This is a genomic window from Cupriavidus sp. 22TCCZM04-2, assembly GCF_057798895.1.
The window spans coordinates 1-23,078 of record NZ_JBYOJS010000025.1 but is presented as its reverse complement, the minus strand read 5'-3'; the positions used below and the strand labels follow the sequence as shown (position 1 = coordinate 23,078).

Genomic DNA, 23,078 nt, shown 5'->3' with positions numbered 1-23,078 from the left:
CGCGTCCGGTCGGGCGGGTTCAGTGATTGGCGGCGAGCGTGGCGCCGGCCAGGCCGCCATTGCCGCCGAGTGCCAGCGTGTCCTTGCCGGTCGGGACCAGCGCGGCCAGGGTCTGCGGGCTGCCGGCCGGCAGCGCCGCGAAGTGGCGCCCGCCATCGGCGGACATCACCAGCATGCCGCCCTGCCCGGCCAGTACGATGCGGCCATCGGCCAGTTCGGCGCCACCGAAGAACGAAGTCCTGAGGCCGGTTTCCGCGGCCTGCCAGCTGGTGCCGAAGTCCTCGCTGCGCAGCGCGTTGCCGCGCATGCCGAAGGCCAGCCAGGTACCGTCGCGCAGCGGCAGCACGCCGTACAGCGACCCGTCGTAGGGGGTCTTGAGCGGCTCCCAGTGGCTGCCGCCATCGGTCGAGCGCAACACCAGGCCGGCTTCGCCGACCAGCATCAGGCGCCCCTGCCGGTCGGCGGCGATGGCGTTGAGGTGGCGGTCCTGCATAACCTTGTCGGCGGCGGCTTCCCAATGCCTGCCCTGGTCGTGCGAGACCAGGAACCGGCCGAAGCTGCCCACTGCGAACCATGGGCCGCTGGCCTGTGCCAGTGCGCCAAGCAGCGGGTCGGACGATTGTTCGTCGAAGGCGACTTGCTGCCAGTGCGCGCCACCGTCTTCGGTGCGCAGGATCAGGCCGCTGTGGCCGACCGCGATGCCCTGGCGGCCGTCGGCAAAGGCGACTTGCGTCAGCGTGGCGCCTTGCGGCTTGTCCACCGCGGCCTGTCGCCAGTAGCGGCCCTGGTCATCGCTGAGCAGGATGTTGCCGCGCTCGCCGACTGCGACCAGGCGTTCGCCGGCGCGGGCGATGCCGTTGATCTGCAGGCCGTCGGGGCGCAGCGCGGTGGCCGGGAACGGCGGCAGCGGACGCGGCGCGAAGGCCCACACCGCGGTGGCCAGCACGGCCAGCGACATGGCGATGCCGATCAGTCGTTTCATGATGTCTCCTCCGTTTGGAGTGGTGGCAGGCGGCCTCGTGGCGGGCCGTCCGTGCCGGGCGCTGCTTTCGGCAGCGATTTGAAGTTGGAACGCCGCCGCTTTCCCGCCGGTTCTACTTACAGGACGTCGAACAGCGCGGCAGCACCCATGCCGCCGCCAATGCACATCGTCACCACCGCCTGCCGCACGCCGCGGCGCTGGCCCTCGATCAGCGCGTGCGCGGTCATACGGGCGCCCGACATCCCGAACGGGTGCCCGACCGAGATCGCGCCGCCGTTCACGTTCAGCCGCGCATCCGGGATGCCCAGCTTCTGCTGGCAGTACAGCACCTGGGAGGCAAAGGCCTCGTTCAGCTCCCACAGCCCGACGTCCGCCACCGTCATGCCGTAGCGCGCCAGCAGCTTCGGCACCGCGAACACGGGGCCGATGCCCATTTCGTCCGGCGCACAGCCGGCCACCGCCATGCCGCGATAGCGGCCCAGCGGACGCAGGCCGCGGCGGCGCGCTTCGTCGGCGCTCATCAGCAGCACCGCGGCGGCGCCGTCGGACAACTGCGAGGCATTGCCCGCGGTGATGTGCTCGCCCTCGGCCACCGCCTGCCCGCCGCTCCAGACCGGCTTGAGGGCCGCCAGGCTGGCCGCCGTGGTATCGGGCCGGTTGCATTCGTCCTGTGCCAGCGTCACGCTCTCGTGGCCGGTCTGTGCCCCGGTCTTGTCGAACAGCGCGCGGCGCGTTTCCAGCGGCACGATCTCGTCGTCGAACGCGCCGCGCCGCTGCGCCTCGGCCGTGCGCTGCTGGCTGCGCCAGGCGTAGGCGTCCTGCTCGGCACGGCTGATGCCGTAGCGGCGCGCCACCACCTCGGCGGTCTCGATCATGGCCATATACGCGGCCGGCTGCCGCGCCAGCACCGCTTCGGACTGGGCGCGGAAACTGTTCTTGTGCTTGTTCTGCGTCAGCGAGATCGATTCCGCGCCGCCGGCGACGATGATGTCGGCCTCGCCGCACTGGATCGCACGAGCACCTGCGGCGATCGTCATCAGGCCCGAGCCGCACATGCGGTCCATGGTCATGCCCGGCACGCTGTCGGGCAGACCTGCCGCGACCGCGCACAGGCGGCCCAGGTTGTAGCCCTGCGTGCCCTGCTGCGCGGCGGCGCCGATCAGCACGTCGTCGATCTCGGCCGGGTCCACGCCTGCGCGCTCCACCACAGCGCGCACCACGTGCCCGCCCAGCAACGGCGTTTCGGTATCGTTGAACGCGCCGCGGAAGGCCTTGCCGATGGGGGTGCGCGCGACGGCGACAATGACTGCTTCATTCATGTTCGATTCCCTCTGGTCAGAAGTAGTAGCGGCTGATCGTCTCGGCCACGCAGGCGGGCTTGGCCTCGCCTTCGATCTCCACCGTCATGCGCACCACCGATTGCACGCCGCCCGGCAGGGTCTCGGCCCGCACCAGTTCGCCCACGCCGCGCACGCGCGCGCCGACGCGCACTGCCGCCGGGAAGCGGACCTTGTCGCAGCCGTAGTTGACGCCGAACTTCATGCCTTCGACGGTGACCAGTTCCGGCAGGAACTGGTTGACCAGGGCCAGCGTCAGGTAGCCGTGGGCAATGCAGCCGCCGTAGGGGCCTTGCGCGGCGCGCTCCGGGTCGACATGGAGCCACTGGTGGTCGCCGGTGGCATCGGCGAACTGGTTGACCTGGTCCTGGGTGATGCGGGTCCAGGCGCTCTCGCCGAGGCGCTGGCCGACGGCGGCGTGGATGTCCGCGGCGGAGCGAAAGATTGTTGGCATTGCTGTTTCCTCAAGCCCTCTGACTACTCACCGGCAACACCTCCCCGGTCATGTACGACGCATACTCACTAGCCAGAAACACCATCACATTGGCCACCTCCCACACTTCCGCCGCGCGCCCGAACGCCTCGCGCTCGCTCAGTTGACGCAGCAAATCTGCCGGCGCCGACTTCTTCAGGAAGTCGTGCAGCGCGATGCTGGGCGCCACCGCATTGATGCGCACGCCAAACTCGGCGGCCTCCATCGCGCTGCAGCGCGTCAGCGCCATCACGCCGGCCTTGGCCGCGGCGTAGTGCGACTGCTCCTTCTGCGCACGCCAGCCGAGCACCGAAGCGTTGTTGACGATGGCCCCGCGCCGGCGCGCCTGCATGTGCGGCAACATCGCGCGCGTCATGCGGAAGGTGCCGGTGAGGGAAATATCGATGACGCGCGACCACTCGGCATCGTCCATATCAACTAGGCGCCGCGAGCCGCCCAGCCCGGCGTTGTTGATCAGCACGTCGGTGCCGCCAAGCGCCTCTTCCGCGGCAGCCACAAGTGCGCGCACCTGCGCTTCGTCCGAGACATCGCAGAGCTGGCCGTAGACTGCCTGCAGTCCCGTTTCCTCGCGCAGCCGCGCTACCGCTTCGTCCAGTCGTTTGGGATGGACGTCGGAGATCATCAGCGCGCGGCACCCCTCTTCCGCACAGCGGCGCGCGGCGGCAAAGCCGATGCCGGCGCCCGCCGCCGCGGTGATCAGGACGCTCTTGCCCGCGAGCAATTGGTGGCCGGGCACATAGGCCGGCGCGGCCGGTGCTTCGTAGTTCTGTGTCATGACTGCCCTCTGGCTTCGCGCGGCATGCCGAGGCCGCGTTCGGCGATGATGTTGAGCTGGATTTCGTTGGTGCCGGCGTAGATGGTGTCGGCGCGCGAGAACAGCGCCATCTGCTGCAGGCGCGTGCGGCGCGCGTCGCTGGCATCCAGCACATTGGCCAGCGGGCCCAGCACGTCCAGCGCAAGCTGGCCCAGGTCGCGGTGCCAGTTGGACCAGTAGTACTTGTAGATCAGCGCCTCGCGCTGCAACGCGGTGCCACCGTCCTGGCCGGCCTGCGCCGCGCCAGCCAGCATGCGCAGCGCGTTGGCGCGCATCACGCGCAGTCCGGCCCAGGCGCGCGCGATGCGCTGGCGCACCAGTGCGTCGCGGCTGCTGCCGTTGTCGCGCGCGGTCTGCGCCACCCACTCCAGCTCATGCGTGAACTGCATCTGCTGGCCCAGCGTGGAAATGCCGCGTTCGAAGCCCAGCAGCGCCATGGCGATGCGCCACCCGTCGCCGGGCTCGCCCAGCACGTCGGCGCCCGCGGCGCGCGCGCCGTCGAAGAACACCTCGTTGAACTCGGCGCCACCGCCCATCTGCCGGATCGGGCGGATCTCGATGCCGGGCTGGTCCAGCGGCAGCATCAGGAAGACCAGCCCCTTGCTGCCGCGCGAGCCAGGCTCGCAGCGCGCCAGCACGAAGATCCAGTCCGAATCGTGTGCGAGGGACGTCCACACCTTCTGGCCGCTGACCAGCCAGTCGCCGCTGGCGGCATCGCGTACCGCGCGCGTGCGCACATTGGCCAGGTCCGAGCCCGCGCCGGGTTCCGAATAGCCCTGGCACCAGAACGTGGTGCCGTTGCGGATGCCGGGCAGCAGGCGCGCCTTCTGGTCCTCGGTGCCGAAGGCGATCAGCGTCGGACCGATCAGGCCCTCGCCGATATGGCCCATGCGGCCCGGGCCGCCGGCGCGCGCGTATTCCTCGTGGAAGATCACCTGCTGCATCACCGGCAGATCACGTCCGCCATGCGCGCGCGGCCACCCCAGGCCGGTCCAGCCGCCTTCGGCCAGGCGCCGTTCCCACGCCTTGCGCAGCTCGGGGAAGGCATCTTCATCGCCGGGACCGCCGCGGTGTTTCAGGCAGGCGAATTCACCGGCCAGGTTGGTGGCCATCCATTGGGCCACCTCGGCGCGGAATGCCGACTCTTCATGCGAGGTCATGCTGTCCTCCAGTCTTGCGAGCCGCTATCGGCGTATCGACGAAATCGGCCAGGTAGGCGAGCGCGGCACCCGCACCGCCCAGCCAGTGGCTGGCGGCCTGCGCCCGCTTGAAATAGAGCTGGGGGTCGTATTCCCAGGTGAAGCCGACGCCGCCATGCAGCTGGATGGCCTCCTGCGCGCCGAAGCGCAGCGCTTCGTCGGCGGCGACGGCGGCGGCGGCGATTTCAATCCGGGCATCCGCCATGTCAGCGGCTTCCCATGCCTGCGCCGCGCCATACACTGCCGAGCGCGCCGCCTCGACCAGCACCATCATCTGCGCGCAGCGGTGCTTGACCGCCTGGAACGAGGCGATGGCGCGGCCGAACTGGATGCGCTCCGATGCGTAGGCGACGGTCAGGTCCAGGCACTGCTGGGCCGCGCCGAGCTGCTCCGCCGCCAGCATCAGCTTGCCGTGCCACCACGCCTGCGCCAGGCCTTGCGCCGCGGCGTCGCCACGTGCCAGGCAGGCACTTGCCGGTACGGCCAGGCCGTCCAGCCGCATCGAGGCCAGCGGGCGCGTACGGTCGAGCGTGTCGAGCGCGGCCAGTGTGAATCGCGCATCTTCCGCCAGCGCGCCAGGTTCCAGCAGGAACAGCGCGGGTGTGCCGTCTTCAAGCCGGGCCGGCACCAGCAGCCAGTCGGCGCCAGCGGCGTCGGCGACCTGCGCGGCGCCGCCGCCCAGTGCGAATCCGTCCGCGCTTGCCTGCGCAGTGATGGCAACCCCGTCGTAGTGCCATCCGCCGTCGCCCGGCAGCACGGCGGCGGCACGGCACTCGCCAACCGCCAGCCGTTCCAGCCATGGCGCGCTGTGCGCGACGCTGCCCTGCAGCCACGGCGCCGCGACGCAGGCCGTGGACCAGAACGGCACGCAGGCCAGGCGCTGGCCCAGTTGCTCCTGCAGCAGCACCAGCCCGGGCGCGCCCAGGCCAGCACCGCCCACGGCTTCCGGGAGCGCGATGCCGCACCAGCCGAGTTCGCCCGCGATCGCGCGCCACAGCGCGTCGTCGTGTGCCGGCCCGGCCTCGGTCACGCGCCGCACCGCCGCCGAATCGCTATGCGTGGCGAGGTAGTCGCGCGCGCTGTCGCGGACCATCTGCTGTTCGACAGAAATGGAGAAATCCATGGCCGTCGCGCTCAGGTTCCGTAGACCGGCTGGGGCGGCTGCGCCTGCGCCAGCAGTCCGGCCACCGCCGCGCCGACTTCCGCCGGCTGCCAGCGTGCGCCCTTGTCGGCCTTCGGCCCGGTGCGCCAGCCGTCGGCCATGGACACCATGCCGCCGGCCGCCTCGAACATGCGCCCGGTGACCTGCGCCGAGTCCGCACTGCCCAGCCACACCACCAGCGGCGCGACGTTGGCCGGATCGTAGTAGTCGAAGCCGCCCTCCGGCGCCTTCATCATGTCGGCGAAGACCTGCTCGGTCATGCCGGTGCGCGCGGCCGGCGCCAGCGCGTTGGCGGTAATGCCGTAGCGGCCCAGTTCCGCTGCCTGCACCAGCGTCAGCGCGGCAATGCCCGCCTTGGCCGTGGCGTAGTTGGACTGCCCGACCGAACCTTGCAGGCCGGCGCCCGAACTGGTGTTGATAATGCGCGCGTCGACGGCGCGCCCGGCCTTGGCCGCGTCGCGCCACCGTTTGGCCAGCAGGTTGGCCAGGCAGAAGTGGCCGCGCAGGTGGACGCGCATCACATCGTCCCAGTCGGCCTCGGTGAGGCTGAGGAACATGCGGTCGCGACAGATGCCGGCGTTGTTGACCAGCACGTGTACCTCGCCGAAGGCTTCGACCGCGGCATCGACGATGCGCTGCGCGGTGGCCAGTTGCGTGATGTCGTCATCGCTGGCCAGCGCGGTGCCGCCGGCCGCGCGGACTTCCGCGCAGACCGCCTCGGCCGCTTCGCGCCGGATGTCGTTGACGACGACATTGGCGCCCTCGGCGCCGAATGCCAGCGCATAGGCACGGCCCAGCCCGCCGCCGGCGCCGGTGATGATGACGGTGCGTCCGTCGCAGATTCCCATGGCGCTCTCCTTACAGCCGTTCGATGATGGTGACGTTGGCCAGGCCGCCGCCTTCGCACATGGTCTGCAGGCCATAGCGGCCACCGGTGCGTTCCAGTTCGTGCAGCAGCGTGGTCATCAGGCGCGCGCCGGTGGCGCCGAGCGGGTGGCCCAGCGCGATGGCGCCGCCGTTGGGGTTGGTGCGCTCGGGCGCGTAGCCGGTCTCGGCCAGCCACGCCATCGCCACCGAGGCAAAGGCCTCGTTGATCTCGACCACGTCGATGTCCGACAGGCGCAGGCCGCTGCGTTCCAGCGCGCGCTTCGTCGCCGGAATCGGCGCGGTCAGCATCCACAGCGGGTCGTCGCCCAGCACGCTCATATGCGCGATGCGCGCGCGCGGCGTGAGCTGGTAGCGCTTGAGCGCATCCTCCGAGACGATCAGCAGCGCGGCAGCCGCATCGGCGGTCTGGCTGGACACCGCCGCCGTCAGCGCACTGCCCGGCATCAGCGGTTCCAGCGTGGCCATCTTCGCCAGCGTGGTATCGGGGCGCGGCGTCTCGTCCTTCGTCACGCCTTCGCACGGCACGATCTCGCGCGTGAAGCGGCCGCCTTCGATCGCCGCGGCCGCGCGCTGGTGGCTTTCCAGCGCATAGGCTTCCATGGCCTCGCGCGACAGCTTCCAGTGGTCGGCAATGCGCTGCGCGGCGTGGAACTGCGATACCGGCGCATCGCCGAAGCGCGCCTGCCAGCCCTTGCTGCCCGAGAACGGGTCGGCAAAGCCCAGTGCCTGCCCGGCCAGCATGGCCGACGAGATCGGGATCTGCGTCATGGTCTGCACGCCGCCGGCGATCACCACGTCCTGCGTGCCGCTCATCACCGCCTGCGCAGCAAAATGCACGGCCTGTTGTGAGGAGCCGCACTGGCGGTCCACGGTCACGCCCGGCACGGTCAGCGGCAATCCAGCGGCCAGCCATGCGCTGCGCGCGATATTGCCAGCCAACGGCCCGATGGTGTCGACGCAGCCGAACACCACGTCGTCGTAATCCTCTGCCGGAATGCCGTTGCGGCGCACCAGCTCGGCCAGCACGAAGCCGCCCAGGTCGGCCCCGTGCATGTGCGACAGTCCGCCCTTGCGGCGCCCGGTGGGCGTGCGCAGGGCATCAACGATATAGGCGTCTTTCATGTTCATTGCTCTCTTTGGATTCAGGCGAAGGTCGCTCCGGCGCCGATGTCGTATGCGCCATCCAGGATGTGCGCGCCCACGCGTGCCTTGTGGAAAGCGCGGTCGCCCCAGCTTCCCGCCAGCGCCCAGGCCCGCTTGGTGAAGATCTGCAGGTCCAGTTCCCAGGTGTAGCCCATCGCGCCATGCACCTGGATAGCCTGGCGCGCCGCGGTCCACGCACAGCGCGCAGCCGCTACGCGGGCATGTGAAACGTGCAAGCCCGCATCGGGCAGGCCATGCGCGAGCGCGGCCGCGGCGCGCAGCAGCACCGGCTTGGCGAACTCAAGCTGGATCGCCACGTCGGCCAGCAAATGCTTGACTGCCTGGTAGCCGCCGATGGCTTTGCCGAACTGCTTGCGCTGCGCGCTGTAGTCGATCGCCAGGTCGAGCATGCGCTGCGTCAGCCCCAGCTGCTGCGCGGCCACGCCGAGCGCACCGCGGTTCAGCGCCATGTCCCACAGGCCGGTGCCGGCGGGGATCAGTTCCGTCTCCGCGGTCGGCGTCCACGCCAGCTCGAACAGCCGGCGCGAAGGATCGAGCGCGGTACGCGCCGTCAGCGTGACCTGGTCCTGCCGCAGCAGGTGGACAGCGCCTTCGTGAGCGCACAGGATGGCGTCGGCGACATGGGCGTCGGCCACCAGCCGCTCCTGCGGATGCGCGACCGCCACGCGGGCATCGCCCGAGGCAATGCGCTCAAGCAACGTCGCGCAGCGCTCGCGCGCCGACGCATGTGGAGCGACGGCCAGGGCATCGCGCAGCAGCCCGGCCGCCACCAGCGCGGTGTCGAGCAAGGGCTCGGGCAGTGCGAAATAGCCGCATGCCTGCGCCAGCGGCGCCCACTCCACCTCTCCCAGCGCCAGTCCACCCTGCTCCTGCGGCACCATCAGGCCGGCCAGTCCCTGGTCGGCAAGCTGGCGCCACAGCGCATCGGAGCGGCCCGTGTCGGTGTTCCAGAGTTCGCGCGTCAGTTCCGGCGTCATCTCTGTCATCAGGAAGCGCCGGATCGCCTCGGCGAACTGTTCCTGGTCTTCAGTCAGTGTGAAATCCATCGTGTTTCCCCCGGGTGCCCTGATGCTTCGCTATGCGCGCGGCATGCCGAGCAGGCGCTCGGCGACGATATTGCGCTGGATCTCGTTGGTGCCTGCATAGATCGGCCCGGCCTGCGAGAACAGGAACCCGTCCAGCCAGTGCCCGAGCGAACCAGGCGGCTGGCCAGCGGGCGCGACTTCCGCCGCCTGCCCGAGGATGGCCAGCGCGGTGTCGTGCATATGGATGTCCAGTTCGGACCAGAACACCTTGTTCGTGCTCGACTCCGCGCCGATATGGCCGCCGCGCACCAGCCGGCTGGCGGTGGCGTAGGTGGACAGCGTGTAGGCCTCGGCGTCCATCCATGCGCGCAACACCGCGTCGCGCAGCGAGGGGTCGCGGTCCGCCGCCTCGCGGTTGGCCTGGTACAGCTTGACCAGCGCACGCGCGGTTTCCTGGAAGCGCGCAGGCGAACGCAGCATCAGGCCGCGCTCGAATCCGGCCGTCGCCATCGCCACCTGCCAGCCCGCACCTTCGGCGGCCAGGCGGTTCTCCACCGGCACGCGCACGTCGTCGAAGAAGATCTCGGCAAAGCCGGTCTGCCCGTTGAGCTGGCGGATCGGGCGCACGGTGATGCCCGGCGTATTCAGCGGCACCAGCACGAAGGTGAGCCCGTGGTGGCGCGTCGAGGTCGGATCGGTGCGGAACAGCCCGAACAGCCAGTCCGCCCACACCGCGCGCGTCGACCAGATCTTCTGGCCGTTGATCACATAGTCATCGCCATCGCGGATCGCGCTGCAGCGGATCGCGGCCATGTCGGAGCCGGCGTTCGGCTCGGACCAGCCCTGCGCCCAGATATGCTCGCCCGAGGCCATGCGCGGCAGGAAGCGCGCCTTCTGCGCCTCGGTGCCGAACTCCATCAGCGTGGGCCCGAGCAGGAAGATGCCGTTCTGGTTGACGCGCATCGGCGCGCCGGCGCGCCAGTACTCTTCCTCGAAGATCAGCCACTCGATCAGGTCGCACCCGCGGCCGCCCAGTTCGGCCGGCCACGTGACCATGCTCCAGCGTCCCTGGTTGAGCGTGGCTTCCCACGCGCGGTGCTGGGCAAAGCCCTCCTCGGTATCGAAGCTGGCCAGCGGCGTGCGCGGCACGTGCGCGGCCATCCAGTCGCGCACCTCGGCGCGGAACGTGCGCTGGGCGTCGGTGTATTCAAGCTGCATTGCGCGCCCCTTGTGCAGAACCCGCGAACGCAGCTTCGCGGCCTTCGACGAAGGCGGCGCGTGCCTCGCCGGAGTCCGCGCTCATATAGGCCTGCAGCGTGAAGCCCTGCTCCCAGCGGTACTTGTCCTCGAGGTTGCCGTCTTCCACGCCGTTGAGCGCTTCCTTGGCCAGCTGCAGCATGGCCGGGCTCTTGGCCGCAATCTGGCGGGCCAGGGTCATGGCGGCGTCGCGCAGCCCAGCGCGGGACACCACTCGCTCGACCGCGCCAAGGCGGTAGGCCTCGGCGGCATCGATCATCTCGCCGGTGAAGTACATCGCCCTGACCTTCTGCACGCCGAACATGCGCTGCAGGTGCGCGCCGCCGCCCATCGCTCCACGGTCGATCTCGGGCACGCCAAAGCGCGCGCACTCCGACGCCACGATGATGTCGGCCGCGCCGCAGATGCCGATGCCGCCGCCCAGCACGAAGCCGTGCACGGCCACGATCACTGGCTTGGGATTGCGGTGCACAGCGCGGAAGGTGGCGTAGTTGCCGGCGTTGACGTCAACGATGCGCTCCGGGTGCGCCGACAGCTCCTTGATGTCGACGCCCGCGCAAAAGCCACGGCCTTCGCCGCGCAGCACGATCACGCGCACGGCGGGGTCGGCGCCGAGGCGGTCGATGGCGGCGGCCAGCGCGTGCCAGCCGGCGTTGTCGAGCGCGTTGACGGGCGGATGGTCGATCACCAGTTCGGCAATGCCATCGGCGGTGTCGATACGGAAAGGCCCGGTCTTGTGATTCGTTTGCATGGTTTCCTCTGTCTCTAGATCAGGCCGCTGCAGCCAGTGCGGTCCCCGCCAGCGCCGCAAGCCGTGCCTGCGCCTGCGCGGCAATGCCGGACACGATCTGCTCGCACGATTCGATCGAGCCGATGGCGGCGGCAGCCTGGCCGCTGGGCAGCACGCCCTCGTCCGGGCAGCCCTCCACCATCGCGCGCTGGATCAGCACCGGCGCGTTGGCGGCCATCAGCGTCTGCGCGGCGCTGTAGTCCTGCTCGCGCATGGCGCGCCAGGCGGTGGCCAGCATCTGCGCGCTGCGCATACCGGTGCGCGCCTGCCATTTGCGCGCGGCCGCGAGCGCCAGCCAGGTGCGCCGCAAGGGACCTGCCTTCTCCAGTTCAAGCAGCAAGGGGTTGTCGATCATCCGCTGCGGCAGCCCGTCGATGGCCAGCGACACGCGGATCTGGCCCGGGTCGCGCACCTTGACGTAGCGCTCCAGCGTCTGCGCCGGCACCGGCGACTCGGCCGACATCAGGAAACGCGTGCCCATGGCCACGCCGGCCGCGCCGTATGCCAGCGCCGCGGCCAGCCCGCGGCCGTCGTAGAAACCGCCAGCCGCCACCACGGGGACGCTGACGCTGTCCAGCACCTGTGGCAGCAGCAAGGTCGTCGGCGTGCCGCCGGTATGCCCGCCGCCCTCGCCGCCTTGCACCGTAACCACATCCGCGCCCAGTTCGACCGCCTTGGCCGCGTGCTTCGCTGCGCCGACCGTCGGCATGCAAACGATGCCCGCCGCCTTGAGCCGGCCGACCATCTTCGCGTCCGGCCCACGGCCGTAGCTGACCGCGCGCAGCCGGTGACGGATCGCCATCTCGATGACTTCGTCCGCGTTGGTCTGGAACATGTGGAAGTTGATGCCAAACGGCCGGTCGCTGAGCGCGCGGACCCGCAGGATCTCGCGCTCGACCTCGCCGGGCGGGATCGTTGCGCCGGCCAGGAAGCCGAACGCTCCGGCGTTGGCGCTGGCCGCGACCAGCTTCGCGTCCGCCACCCAGCCCATCGCCGTCTGGACGATGGGATAGCGGCAGCCCAGCAGGTCGCACAGCACGGTGTGCAGGCTCGTGTTACTCATGCCTTGTCCTCGCCGCCGGTGCGTTGCGAGGCCGCCATAGCACGCGCGTCATAGCCGCCGAGCTTGTCGCCGCTGACCAGTTCGTTGTGCGCATGGGCGAAGTGGTGCCAGGCAAACACCGCGTCCATCGCCGTGCGCTTGCCCTGCAGGTCTTCCACATGGTTGATCGCCTGCTTGGTCAGCGTCAGGCCCAGCCGCGGCATCTGCGCGACCTTGGCTGCCATGCCGTAGACCGACTCCTCCAGCGCTTCACGCGGCACCACGCGGTTGACCATGCCCATGCGCTCGGCGCGCTCGGCGCCCATGCGCTCGCCCAGGAACAGGAATTCCTTGGCGATGCGCGGGTGCAGCTCGTATGGATGCGCGAAGTACTCCACGCCGGGAATACCCATGCGCACCACGGGATCGGCGAAGAAGGCATCGTCCGAGGCCACGATCAGGTCGCACACCCAGGCCAGCATCAGCCCGCCGGCAACGCATGCGCCGTGCACCATCGCGATCGTGGGCTTGGGCAGTTCGCGCCAGCGCCGGCACATGCCCAGGTAGACCTCCTGCTCGCGTGCATAAAGGAACTCGCCGCCGGGCTTGTTGACGTGGTCATACCAGAGCGAGGCACGCTCGAACGATTCGTTGATGTCGCGCCCCGGCGTGCCGATGTCGTGCCCGGCCGAGAAATGCTTGCCGGCGCCCCGCAGCACGATCACCTTGACCGCGTCGTCGGCGGCAGCGCGCCGGTAGGCCTCGTCCAGCGCATACGTCATCTTCGAGTTCTGCGCGTTGTGGTACTGCGGCCGGTTCATGGTCACGGTGGCGATGCCGTCCGCGACGCTGTAGAGCACCTCGGCGTTGGGCCCCAGGGCAACGGCTTCGGTGGGTTCGATGGCTGGCGTTGTCATGTCGGTCTCAGGCGCGTCCGGAAGGGTTGCCGCGCACGATCGTGGCGCGCAGGTTGTGCGGATCGAGCAGAGCGATCAGCCGCAGTTCCTCGGCCGTCGGCGGCGCGGTTTGCGGCAAGGCTTCGCCGGCGGCATTGGCCAGCGCAAAGCCGGTGGCCGCCTGCACCTGCTCGAGGCTCACGCCCGGGTGCAGCGAGCGCACGCGGATCGCATGGTCAGGTCCGCCGAAGTCCATCACGCACAGGTCGGTGACGATCACGCGCAGGTCGACGAAGCTGCGCATGCCTTCGATCTGGCGCGCCGGGTTGTAGCCGGCGCTGCAGACCATGTCGACTTCGCCGCCGACGAACGCGCGCGTGCTGTGCCCGGGCACGAAGAAGGAATTGGCGTGGTTGATGCTGTTGCCGGGAAAGCCGCGCGCGCCCAGCAGCTGGGTCTTGGGCTGCGCATGCGTGCCGCCCAGGCACGAGATATTGGCCTGGCCGAAGCGGTCGATCTGGGTCGGCATCACCAGCGCGTGGCGGCGGCCGCCCCACAGGCAGTCGAACACGCGCGAATAGCCCATCCAGCCGCTGGCGCGTACCTTGTAGCCGGGCTCGCGCGGGCCCAGCGGCACCGGCGTCTCGACCAAATAGGCTTCGCCGTCGGTCATCAGCAGGCCCGGGTTGTGCGCAAGCCGCGCCAGGCCGGCGGCGATGCGCGGGCCGGTGCCGATACCGGTGGCCAGCACTTCGCCGTCGTCGGTCCAGGCGCGGGCGGCGGCGGCGATCATCAGCTCCGCGCGGGTGAATTCATAAGTGGCGCTCACGGTCGCTCCTTGGGTTGGCGGGTTCAAACGGCGGTTCAAAGGACGGGCAGCGGCAGGTCATGCACGTGGCCGAGGCCGCCGATGCGCTCCAGGTAGGCCGCCTCGCTGGCGCCCACCACCTCATCGCGATACTTGCGGAAACCGTCGTCGGCCTCGGCACTGGCGCAGTACGCCTTCAGCGCGGGCAGGTCCCAGCCATACGCGGGCGCGCAGGAAGTGGGATGGGCACCGGCGGGCGCGTGCACCACGCCCGTCACCAGCGAGCGTTCGAACGGGTTGTTGCGAGCGTGTGCAAGGTCTACTTCCTCGAGGCGGGGGTGCAGCGTTTCGCAGCTCACGTAGCAGCGCTGCGCAGCGCGCGCGAACCATTCGTCGAAGAACGGATCGGGGCCGTCGATGCGGGTATTGCCAAGCACGTCGCTCTCGTTCACATGCAGCAGCGCGGCGTCGAGCGCGATGGCGGGCATCGCCACCAGCACCTCGCCGTCGGCATAGGGCGAGCGCACCGTTTTCAGCTGCGGGTTCTTCGCCAGCACGTCGGTGCCCAGCGCGGAGCGCGTCGGCAGGAACGGCAGGCGCGCGGCAGCCGCGCGCAGGCCGAGTTGCAGCATGCCTTCATCGAGTTCGGTTACCTCCAGCAGGCCGCGCTCGCGCGCCTGGCGGAAGTAGGGCTCGAGCGGATTCACGTCGAGCGAGACGAAGCCGAATACCAGACGGCGCACCTTGCCGGCCGCGCACAGCATGCCCACTTCGGGGCCGCCGTAGCCGACCACGGTCAGGTCTTTCAGCGGCGAGCGCAGGATCTCGCGCACCAGCGCCATCGGCTTGCGGCGCGGGCCCCAGCCGCCGATACCGATGGTCATGCCATCGTGGAGCTGGCCGACCACGTCGGCCGCGCTCATGGTCTTGTCGATAGTCTTGGTCATGGCGTTGTAGCGGTGTTTGGCGCTCTTTAGCGGTATCCGATGCTGAAGTCGTGTCCCCACAGGCTCACGCGCGTGGCTTCGTAGGCGGCGTGGTGGCCCCAGTCCACCACCAGGCCGCCATGGCCGTATTCGAGGTCGAAGCCCCCGGGGGTCTTCATGTAGAACGAGGTCATGCGGTCGTTGCAGTGCTGGCCCAGCGTGGCGGACAGCTTCACGCCGTGCTGCTGCACGCGATCAAGCGCACGGCCTACCTCGGCCATGTCCGGCACTTCGGCCATCACGTGGATGCAGCCGGCCTCGGAAGGCATCTCGAAGATCGCCAGGCTATGGTGGCGGCCGTTGGCGCAGTGCATGAAATGGATGCGCTTTTCCGGCTCGTTGGGATCGCTGGTAAAGCGCACGCGGAAGATGTCGGACAGGCCGAAACCCATCACGTCACGCAGGAAGGCGTAGGTCTCGTCGAATGCCGGTGCCGGCAGCACGGCATGGCCCGCGCCCATCGGATCGGTGATGAAGCGGGGCACGCCGACCGGCGAGACAAAGCGCAGGAAGTCCGAACGCATGCCCCAGGAGATCTCGTGGCGGTTGCCCGACGGATCGGTGAACCATGCCATGGCCTGCACGCGGCGCTGCGCCACTTCCGCGGCGCTGGCATGCACGACTTCCACGCTGGCCTGGCGCAGCGTCTCGAGCGCGTGCCGGTAGGCCAGCTCGTCGGCCAGTTCCCACCCGGATGCCAGGTAGCGGTCGCGCGCGCCCGGCACCAACAGGTAGCGGTAGTCGCGCTCGTCCATCTTCACGTACAGGGCACCGCCGGGGGCGCCGGAGCAGGTCATGCCGAGCACCTGCTCCGCATACTGCCGCCATTGCCCCAGGTCGGTGGACTCGACCACGATGTAGCCAAGCGCACGGATATCCAACATGCGGGTCTCCTCAGGTTCGTTGCCACTGCTGGCTGATGAGACCTATTCTTCCGTGCACGGCTACCCGGCACATCGTCCAGTGGGACTAGCCGATCCGGTGCCGGATTCAGGCGCTGGCGCGGCGGACGAGGTACCGGCTGGCCGGAACCGCGAGGATCCTGTCGACGTCGATGAGGCGCTGGCGGCCCCCTATCATGGTCTGGACGTTGCGCTGGGGTGGGGCGGCCGCCTCAGGAAGGCCAGTCGCGCAATGCCGGGCGCGCGCTCGCCTGGCGCGGCCGGGAAGCGTGTATCGCCGATCGGCGGGGGTTCCGTGACGAGGCGGACGCATGCAATGCTCCTCGCCTGCCGGGCGCGCGGACGGCAGCGCTCATCCGCCGATCGGCCTGCCGTGGTACCGCGCGGCGGCGTTCAGCCGAGCGTCACGACACTGCTCAGCAGCATGCGCACCAGCGTGGCCTGCCGCGTCACTCCCGTCTTGGAGAAGATCGAGCGCAGGTGGGCACGTGCCGTGTTCTTGCTGGTGCCAAGTGCCTCGGCGGCTTCTTCGAGCGTCATGCCGTCGGCAAGCACCAGTGCCAGCGCGGTTTCGGCGGGCGTGAGGTCGAACAGCTTGCGCACCACCTCGTGCGAGGCGCGCGACTTGCGCTCGGGATCGCGGATAAAGACCGCGCAGGCGGGCCGGTGCCGGTTCTCCTCCGACCATTCGCTCAGCGGAATGGTGCGGATCAGCACGCCTAGCTTGCCGCGCCCCGACGGTCGGGTGATCGACATGGCTTCCGCCAGCGCCGGTTCGGTGCCGTGGTGTCCCAGTTGCGCGCGGCGCAGCAGGTACTGGAACTTGCGGCTTTCCTGAGCGTAGGCAATCTCGAAGGTGTTCCCGTTCAGGCGGATGCCGTCGTTATCCGCCAGGATCTCGTCGGCCTCCGCATTCTTCTTGAGTATCTTGCCCGCGGCGTCGAGGATCACCATGCCCACCAGCATGCGGTCGATCGCGCCCGCATAGAGCGAGCGCTCCGATTCGACCACATCGAGCCGGGAATGCAGCCGGATCGCGCGCTTCAGGTGCGGCAGGATGGCCCCGCAGGTCGCCTTGTCGACTTCGGAGAAATCCTCTGCGTCGACCTGGCGGCAGATGCGCAGGCGGCACTCCACGCCATCGTCGGTGCGGATATCCGCGCCCAGCAGGTAGCGGACGCCGAGCGGCTGCAGGAACTGGCGGTAGATCTCGCTGCGGCACCAGTTGCCGGCTCCCAGCGCCTCGTCTACCGTCACCGCCCGGTCGGTGGGCAGGTTGATAAAGGGATCGATCGCGTAGTAGTAGCTGTTGTACGACGCCTCCGCCTCCAGCGAGGTACCGTGCTCCGAAGCATGCACCGCCAGGCCGCTGCGGTCACTGGCGGGCGAGCGCAGGATAAAGCTCACATAGCTGGCGTCAAGTTGCTTGCGCAGCATTTCAAGCGCGTGCCCCCAGGGCACGGGTTCCATCGGCCCTTCATAGACCGCGGCCAGCAGCGCGCCGAATTGCGTGACGCTCAAGCCCGACTGCGCAAGCAAGGGCGACGCCATTTCCTGCGCCCCAACGGTCGCCATCAACATACTTTGTCTCCTGATTCCACACCACGTGTGTACCCGCCGGCGCTCTGCGGCACCTGGGGGCAGCGCAGATTATAGGGACGCTGCCCGACCATGGACGGTCCTCGGTGTTTTCCCTGACCTGCAATCGGACGATGTCCGTCCCAGCCTCCGCGGATCAAATGCCCGCATTCCCGCAGTGCAACCGAAGGAGAGCAACCGAGATGGATTTCACCGACAAGACCGTGCTGGTCACTGGCGGCGGCGCCGGCATCGGGCTCGCCACCGCGCAAGCCTTTCTGGATCAGGGCGCGCGCGTGGCGATCATCGAGATCGACGCGCAGCGCGCCGACCATGCCCACACGCTGCTGGGCAAGGCCGGCGCGGACGTGCTGGTGGTACAGGGCGACGCCGCCGATGCCGGCACCATACGCAATGCCGCCACGCAGATCGAGCAGCGCTTCGGGCGGCTCGACGTGCTGGTCAACAACGTCGGCGATTTCCTGCGCATCGCCAAGCCGTTCGAGCACTACACCGACGACGAGATCGCCAGTCTCTACGCCGCCAACCTCGGCCACGTCTTCACCGTCACGCGCGCCATGCTGCCGCTGCTGCGACGCAGTGCGGACGGCAGCATCGTCAGCGTGTCGTCGATCGAAGCGTTCCGCGGCATTCCTTACTGCAGCGTCTACGGTGCCTTCAAGGCCGCCATTACCGGCTTCACGCAGAGCCTGGCGCTGGAGCTGGCGCCGGCGGGCATCCGCGTCAACCTGATCGCCCCCGAGACCACCGAAACCCCGCAAGTTCCCGTGTCGCAGATGGTCGCAGCGGAGCATCAGCACCATATCCCGCGCTGGATCCCGCTGGGCCGCTTCGGCACGGCACGGGACATTGCCGACGGCATCCTGTTCCTGGCCAGCCCGCGCGCCGCGTGGATCACCGGCACGGCGCTGCATGTCAACGGCGGCGCGCTGGCCGCCGCAGGCTGGTACCGCGACCCCAAGGGCGCGTGGACCAACATGCCGGTCATCGGCGGCAACGGCATGAACCTCTGATGGCCGCCACGCGGCCACACCATCCCACCAAGGAGACAAGCATGAAGATTCTGATCGTCGGCGGCGCCGGCATGATCGGGGGCCACGCGGCCCTGCACCTGCGCAGCCGCGGACACGAAGTCACCGTCGCCGGCCGCAACCGCCCCGCGTCCGGCACCCCGCTGGGCGAACTGGACTTCCTGCGCTGCGACTACATCGCCAATGACCTCCTCGCGGCGCAGCTCGGTGCCTTCGATGCGCTGGTATTCGCCGCCGGCAACGATGTGCGCCACGTGCCGCCCGGCGGCGACGAAGCCGCACACTGGGAGCGCGCCAACGTCGAAGGCGTGCCGCGCTTCTTCCGCGCCGCGCGCGATGCCGGCATCCGCGTCGCAGTGCATGTCGGCAGCTTCTATCCGCAGGCGGCACCGCGCCTGGTCGAGGACAACCCGTACATCCGCTCGCGCAAGCTGGCCGACGAAGGCGTGCGGGCGCTGGCGACGGATGCGTTCCGCGTCAGCAGCGTCAATGCCCCGTTCGTCGTGGGCACGGTGCCGGGCCTGACGGTCCCGATGTTCAAGGCTTATACCGACTACGCCAGGGGCGGCTTTGCGCCGATGCCGGACTTCGCGCCGCCGGGCGGCGTCAATTTCATCTCGGCCATGTCGCTGTCGGAGGCGATCGAAGGTGCCTTGTTGCGCGGCGAGAACGGCAAGGCCTATCTCGTCGGCGACGAGAACCTGAGCTTCCAGGACTACTTCGGCGCGTTCTTTCGGGATGCGGGCCGTCCGGTGCCGCCGGTCATCGACCAGGAGCATCCGTTGCTGCCTGATTCGGCGATCTGCTTCGGCCGTGGCAACACGCTCTACTACGAGCCGGACGCGGCCGAGACCGCCCTGCTCGGCTATCGCCGCCGCGACATCCTGCGCACGGTGAGCGAGATCGTGGCGCAGTACCAGTAAGCGGGCACAGCGGCGGTCCGCGCAAGCGGGCCGCCGCACCCGGCCTTACAGCCCGGAGATCAACTGCGCGTTATCGATGCGCAGTTCCGCGCCATTGATGAAGCGCGACGCATCCGATGCCAGGAACAGCACCAGGTTGGCCACATCCTCCGGCTCGCACATGCGCGCCATCGGGTCCGTGCCGATACCCAGCGCCACCGGGTCCAGGTCGGGCACCAGTGCCTGCGTCATCGGCGTCCAGATGCCATCGGGGTGGATGGAATTGCAGCGGATGCGGTAGCCATTGCGCTTGCAGTGCACGGCCACGCTGCGCGTGAGCGCTGTCACGGCACCTTTCGCGCCGCTGTACGCGCACATCATCGGCAAGCCGCCCAGCGCCGCCACCGACGACATCACGATGATGGAGCCGCCGCCCGGATTGCCCTTCATCGCCTGCACGCCAAACTTGCAGCCGAGGAAATAGCCGTCGGCATTGACGCGCAAGACCTGCCGCCAGCAGTCGAGCGAGGTCTCCTCGACCGATCCCAGCGGACAGATGGCCGCATTGTTGACCAGCACGTCGAGCCGGCCGAAGCGGTCCAGCGTGGCGGCCAGCGCCTGGCGCCAGTCATCTTCACTGGCGATGTCGTGGCGGACGAACAGTGCCGCATCGCCGATCTCGCGCGCGAGCGCGCGCCCGGCGTCCTCGTCGACATCGCCGAGTACCACGCGCGCGCCTTCCGCCGCCAGCAGTAGCGCATCGGCGCGCCCCACCCCACTGGCCGCGCCGGTGATCAGCGCGACCTTGCCCTTGACCTGATTCATCGTTTCTCTCCTTGGATAGCCTGCTTCACGCCGCGTCGGGAATCGTGCCGGCCAGCACCGCGCGCAGTGCCGCTTCGCCATATATCGCCGCCACGGTTTCATCGAGGATGGGATTGCCGCGCAGCTCGCTGCCGCCATCGACGGCGAGGCTCTGGCCGGTGACCCAGCCCGATTCCGGCCCGGCCAGGTAGCGCACGGCACTGGCGATATCGTCCGGCTCGCCGGCGCGGCCCAGGGGCATCTGGGCCACGAACTTGTCGAGGATGGCCGGATTGTCGAACATCGGCCCGGTGGCTCCGGAGCGGGTCAGCCCGGGGCGCACCGCATTGACGCGGATGCCGCATCCGGCCAGTTCCTCGGCCGCGCCGCGCACGAAGGCTTCGAGGCCCGCCTTGGCGGCGCAGTACACCGACAGCCAGCGGCAGGTCATGCGCGCCGCGTTCGACGAGATGCAGACGATCGAGCCGCCATGCGGCGCCATCAGCGGCGAGGCGTGGCGCACGGCCAGGAACGCGCTGGCGATATTGAGCTCCAGCTCCGCCATCAGTGACGCCGAGTCATGCATCAGCATGGGACGAAAGCCGCCGCCGCCGACGGTCGCCACGACGATGTCGAGGCGGCGCTCGAGCGCCCACGCCTGGCGGAGCGCAGCCTGCACGTCGTCCTCGCGGCAAGCGTCGCCGGCGCTGATGGCGATCGTGGCGCCGGACACTTGCGCGAGCAGGTCGCGCCGTGCCGCTTCCAGCGCTTCGCGGCGCCGGCCCATCAGCACCACCGCCGCGCCATCGCGCAGAAGCGCCAGCGCGCTGGCCGCGCCGATGCCACCGGCACCGCCGGTGACGAGGGCTGTCTTGCCTTCCAGTACACGAGCGTTCGTCATCATGCCCCCCGCAGCGGCAGGTCCTGCGTCCAGTCCACCACCAGTTCGCGCGATGCGATGCGCCACTGCCCCAGCGACCGCTCGAAACGGTCCTGGTAGCGGATGCCCCAGTCGAGCTTGCGCTGCACGCCGTCCTGCTCATACAGGTGGTTGGCGACGCAGTAAGTCTCGCCGGTCGCGGTATCGCCATCGAGCGTCACCAGTTGCTGGTGCACGTGGTGCTGCGTGGCGCTGTACTGGCCGATTGCCGACATGCCGCCGGCAATCGCCTGCGGTCCGTCCAGGCGGAAGCCCGGCCCGGTCAGCCGGGCATCGGGCGTAAACAGTTCCGCCAGGCTTGGGAAATCGCGCCGGTCCACCGCCTGCGCATAGCGGCAGGTCAGCGCGTGAATGGCTTGCTTGTGTTCCAGTTCGGACATGGCCAGGCTCACTCCTTGGTTATGACCGGCGGCGCCATTGCTGAGCGCCTGGCCGGCCGTTGGGATGGCAGACATCGTCAGCCTTGCCGCGCCGGCGGCCATCGTCCGCGTGGAGTAGCCGCCCGTGGTACCGCTTAGTCCGAACGAAGGATGTACCCGGGCGACGGCCGCCCCAAGCTTTAGCGAGCGCGGGCAGTCCGAATGTCGCCCGCTCATCACTGATACAGGAGACAGACATGAAGCAGGCGGAACAGGCCATCGTCGCGGTCGTCACGGGCGGATCGCGCGGGGCCGGCAAGGGCATCGCGCTGGCGCTTGGCGCGGCCGGCGCCACGGTGTACGTGACCGGGCGCACCGAGCAGGAAGGCAGCGCGTCGCTGCCCGGCACTATCCACGCCACGGCACGCGAGATCGATGCGCTGGGCGGCCGCGGCATCGCGGTCGCGTGCGACCATCGGGACGATGCGCAGGTGGCACAGCTGTTTGCGCGCGTGCGCGAGGAGGCGGGGCAGATCGACATCCTCGTCAACAACGCCACCTTCCTGCATGACGAACTCATCATGCCGGGGCCGTTCTGGCAGAAGCCGCTGGAGATGACCGGGATTCTGGACGTAGGCTTGCGTTCAGGCTACGTGGCGAGCTGGCATGCAGCGCCGATGATGGCAGCGCGCGGGCGGGGGTTGATTGTCTTTACGTCTTCCTTCGGTGCCAATTGCTATATGCACGGGCCGGCTTATGGTGCGCAGAAGGCGGGGATAGACAAATTCGCGCATGACATGGCGGTTGACCTGCGTCCACATGGGGTTGCGGCGGTTTCGTTGTGGATGGGGCCGCTGCGCACCGCGCGCACGCTGCGGGTGTGGGAGCAGCATCCGGACAAGTACGCGTCGTTTGCGCCGGTGGCGGAGACTCCGGAGTTCACCGGGAAGGTCATTGACGCGCTGTATCGCGATCCTGGCCTGATGGAAAAGTCGGGCCAGGTGCTGATCGTGGCGGAAGCGGCGATGGGGTATGGGATTGTTGATGCGGAGGGGGTGCAGCCGCCTTCGTACCGGCAGGCATTGGGGGGGCCGCCGGGGGTGCATCCGGCGATTGTGGAGTAGAGGGGGATTGGAGGGGCTTGCCGGAGTGGGCTGAGTTTTTTGCTCCTGGCAGGCGCTGCTGGTTCGCTGGCGTGGCCGGCAGGGTTTTGATTGAGTGGGAGTTTTTGCTCTTGGCGGGCGCTGCTGGTTCGCCGGCGTGGCCGGCAGGGTTTTGATTGAGTGGGAGTTATCGCTCTTGGCGGGCGTGGCTGTTTCGCCGGCGTAGCCGGCAGGGTTTTGATTGAGTGGGAGTTATCGCTCTTGGCAGGCGCGGCTGTTTCGCCGGCGTAGCCGGCGAGTTACTTTTGTCTCGCGACAAAAGTAACCAAAAACGCGTTTTCGTGGTCGACGAACGGCCCGTGGTGGTGAAGACGGTACAGGGCATAGCCACACTGCCTGCCGCGTAGATGATCAGGATAGACACGTCAGACGAGCGAACCCGGATTACTTGGTGGCTCCTCCTAACCCCGCCATCGGTAGGACGCCTACGGCTGCGCTGCGCGCACTCAGTGAAAACCGAGGGAAGAGAAGGGAAGAGAAGAGACAGAAGCACCAGCCTCTGCGCCGTTGATGTCGTCCCGCCTGCCGACTAGTG

At 69.0% G+C, this 23,078-nt stretch carries 23 protein-coding genes; 3 read left to right on the top strand and 20 right to left on the bottom strand.

Annotated features, from left to right (window positions below; translation table 11 throughout):
* Positions 1-19 precede the first annotated feature (19 nt).
* The 17 genes from AC3FKG_RS26525 to AC3FKG_RS26445 form a co-directional block, all read right to left on the bottom strand.
* Positions 20-982 (bottom strand): WD40/YVTN/BNR-like repeat-containing protein, encoded by a 963-nt coding sequence (locus AC3FKG_RS26525; protein ID WP_488744558.1) that lies wholly within the window; start codon positions 980-982, stop codon positions 20-22.
* 116 nt (positions 983-1,098) lie between these two features.
* Positions 1,099-2,301, bottom strand: a complete 1,203-nt coding sequence (locus tag AC3FKG_RS26520; RefSeq protein ID WP_483712087.1) for an acetyl-CoA C-acyltransferase — start codon at positions 2,299-2,301, stop codon at positions 1,099-1,101.
* A gap of 16 nt (positions 2,302-2,317) precedes the next feature.
* Complete coding sequence (locus AC3FKG_RS26515) at positions 2,318-2,773, bottom strand: MaoC family dehydratase (protein ID WP_483712088.1); 456 nt, start codon at positions 2,771-2,773, stop codon at positions 2,318-2,320.
* Positions 2,774-2,783: 10 nt separating this feature from the next.
* Positions 2,784-3,587, bottom strand: coding sequence for an SDR family oxidoreductase (locus AC3FKG_RS26510; RefSeq protein WP_483712089.1), 804 nt, complete (start codon positions 3,585-3,587; stop codon positions 2,784-2,786).
* The gene (locus tag AC3FKG_RS26505; RefSeq protein ID WP_488744557.1) at positions 3,584-4,786 is read right to left on the bottom strand and encodes an acyl-CoA dehydrogenase family protein; all 1,203 of its coding nucleotides are present in this window, start codon (positions 4,784-4,786) and stop codon (positions 3,584-3,586) included. The genes AC3FKG_RS26510 and AC3FKG_RS26505 overlap by 4 nt, the downstream gene beginning before the upstream one ends.
* Entirely contained in the window at positions 4,773-5,948 is a 1,176-nt protein-coding gene (locus AC3FKG_RS26500; RefSeq protein ID WP_488744556.1) for an acyl-CoA dehydrogenase family protein, read from the bottom strand. The genes AC3FKG_RS26505 and AC3FKG_RS26500 overlap by 14 nt, the downstream gene beginning before the upstream one ends.
* Before the next feature lie 11 nt (positions 5,949-5,959).
* Entirely contained in the window at positions 5,960-6,835 is an 876-nt protein-coding gene (locus AC3FKG_RS26495) for an SDR family oxidoreductase (protein WP_483712092.1), read from the bottom strand.
* 10 nt (positions 6,836-6,845) lie between these two features.
* Positions 6,846-7,997 (bottom strand): acetyl-CoA C-acetyltransferase, encoded by a 1,152-nt coding sequence (locus AC3FKG_RS26490; RefSeq protein WP_483712093.1) that lies wholly within the window; start codon positions 7,995-7,997, stop codon positions 6,846-6,848.
* Positions 7,998-8,017: 20 nt separating this feature from the next.
* Positions 8,018-9,085, bottom strand: a complete 1,068-nt coding sequence (locus AC3FKG_RS26485; protein WP_483712094.1) for an acyl-CoA dehydrogenase family protein — start codon at positions 9,083-9,085, stop codon at positions 8,018-8,020.
* Between the two features lie 30 nt (positions 9,086-9,115).
* Entirely contained in the window at positions 9,116-10,282 is a 1,167-nt protein-coding gene (locus AC3FKG_RS26480; protein ID WP_488744555.1) for an acyl-CoA dehydrogenase family protein, read from the bottom strand.
* Complete coding sequence (locus tag AC3FKG_RS26475; RefSeq protein WP_488744554.1) at positions 10,272-11,072, bottom strand: enoyl-CoA hydratase family protein; 801 nt, start codon at positions 11,070-11,072, stop codon at positions 10,272-10,274. The genes AC3FKG_RS26480 and AC3FKG_RS26475 overlap by 11 nt, the downstream gene beginning before the upstream one ends.
* A 19-nt stretch (positions 11,073-11,091) precedes the next feature.
* The gene (locus AC3FKG_RS26470) at positions 11,092-12,174 is read right to left on the bottom strand and encodes an NAD(P)H-dependent flavin oxidoreductase (protein ID WP_488744553.1); all 1,083 of its coding nucleotides are present in this window, start codon (positions 12,172-12,174) and stop codon (positions 11,092-11,094) included.
* Positions 12,171-13,070, bottom strand: coding sequence for an enoyl-CoA hydratase (locus AC3FKG_RS26465; protein ID WP_483712098.1), 900 nt, complete (start codon positions 13,068-13,070; stop codon positions 12,171-12,173). The genes AC3FKG_RS26470 and AC3FKG_RS26465 overlap by 4 nt, the downstream gene beginning before the upstream one ends.
* Positions 13,071-13,077: 7 nt before the next feature.
* Positions 13,078-13,878: a CoA-transferase subunit beta gene (locus tag AC3FKG_RS26460; RefSeq protein WP_483712099.1), complete on the bottom strand. Its 801-nt coding sequence runs from the start codon at positions 13,876-13,878 to the stop codon at positions 13,078-13,080.
* 35 nt (positions 13,879-13,913) lie between these two features.
* Positions 13,914-14,804 carry a CoA transferase subunit A gene (locus tag AC3FKG_RS26455; RefSeq protein WP_488744552.1) on the bottom strand — a complete coding sequence of 297 codons (891 nt, stop codon included), beginning with the start codon at positions 14,802-14,804 and terminating at the stop codon, positions 13,914-13,916.
* Between the two features lie 26 nt (positions 14,805-14,830).
* On the bottom strand, positions 14,831-15,727 hold the full coding sequence (locus tag AC3FKG_RS26450; RefSeq protein ID WP_483712101.1) for a VOC family protein: 897 nt from the start codon (positions 15,725-15,727) through the stop codon (positions 14,831-14,833).
* A 411-nt stretch (positions 15,728-16,138) separates the two neighbouring features.
* On the bottom strand, positions 16,139-17,326 hold the full coding sequence (locus tag AC3FKG_RS26445; RefSeq protein ID WP_488744551.1) for a helix-turn-helix transcriptional regulator: 1,188 nt from the start codon (positions 17,324-17,326) through the stop codon (positions 16,139-16,141).
* A 200-nt stretch (positions 17,327-17,526) separates the two neighbouring features.
* On the opposite strand from AC3FKG_RS26445, the gene AC3FKG_RS26440 reads away from it, so the two are divergent.
* On the top strand, positions 17,527-18,357 hold the full coding sequence (locus AC3FKG_RS26440; RefSeq protein ID WP_483712103.1) for an SDR family NAD(P)-dependent oxidoreductase: 831 nt from the start codon (positions 17,527-17,529) through the stop codon (positions 18,355-18,357).
* Between the two features lie 41 nt (positions 18,358-18,398).
* A complete protein-coding gene (locus AC3FKG_RS26435) occupies positions 18,399-19,298 on the top strand; it encodes an NAD-dependent epimerase/dehydratase family protein (protein ID WP_488744550.1) in 900 nt (299 codons plus the stop codon).
* A gap of 45 nt (positions 19,299-19,343) precedes the next feature.
* Here the strand turns inward: AC3FKG_RS26435 and AC3FKG_RS26430 are convergent, their stop codons facing one another.
* Genes AC3FKG_RS26430 through AC3FKG_RS26420 form a run of 3 tightly spaced genes read right to left on the bottom strand, consistent with a single transcriptional unit; the run spans position 19,344 to position 21,401 of the window.
* Positions 19,344-20,102: an SDR family oxidoreductase gene (locus tag AC3FKG_RS26430; RefSeq protein WP_488744549.1), complete on the bottom strand. Its 759-nt coding sequence runs from the start codon at positions 20,100-20,102 to the stop codon at positions 19,344-19,346.
* Positions 20,103-20,127: 25 nt separating this feature from the next.
* On the bottom strand, positions 20,128-20,985 hold the full coding sequence (locus tag AC3FKG_RS26425) for an SDR family NAD(P)-dependent oxidoreductase (protein WP_488744548.1): 858 nt from the start codon (positions 20,983-20,985) through the stop codon (positions 20,128-20,130).
* On the bottom strand, positions 20,982-21,401 hold the full coding sequence (locus tag AC3FKG_RS26420; protein ID WP_483712107.1) for a nuclear transport factor 2 family protein: 420 nt from the start codon (positions 21,399-21,401) through the stop codon (positions 20,982-20,984). Before AC3FKG_RS26420 ends, AC3FKG_RS26425 begins: the two co-directional genes overlap by 4 nt.
* A gap of 236 nt (positions 21,402-21,637) precedes the next feature.
* Between AC3FKG_RS26420 and AC3FKG_RS26415 the strand changes: the two genes are divergently transcribed.
* Positions 21,638-22,504 carry an SDR family NAD(P)-dependent oxidoreductase gene (locus AC3FKG_RS26415; RefSeq protein ID WP_488744547.1) on the top strand — a complete coding sequence of 289 codons (867 nt, stop codon included), beginning with the start codon at positions 21,638-21,640 and terminating at the stop codon, positions 22,502-22,504.
* Positions 22,505-23,078 lie beyond the last annotated feature (574 nt).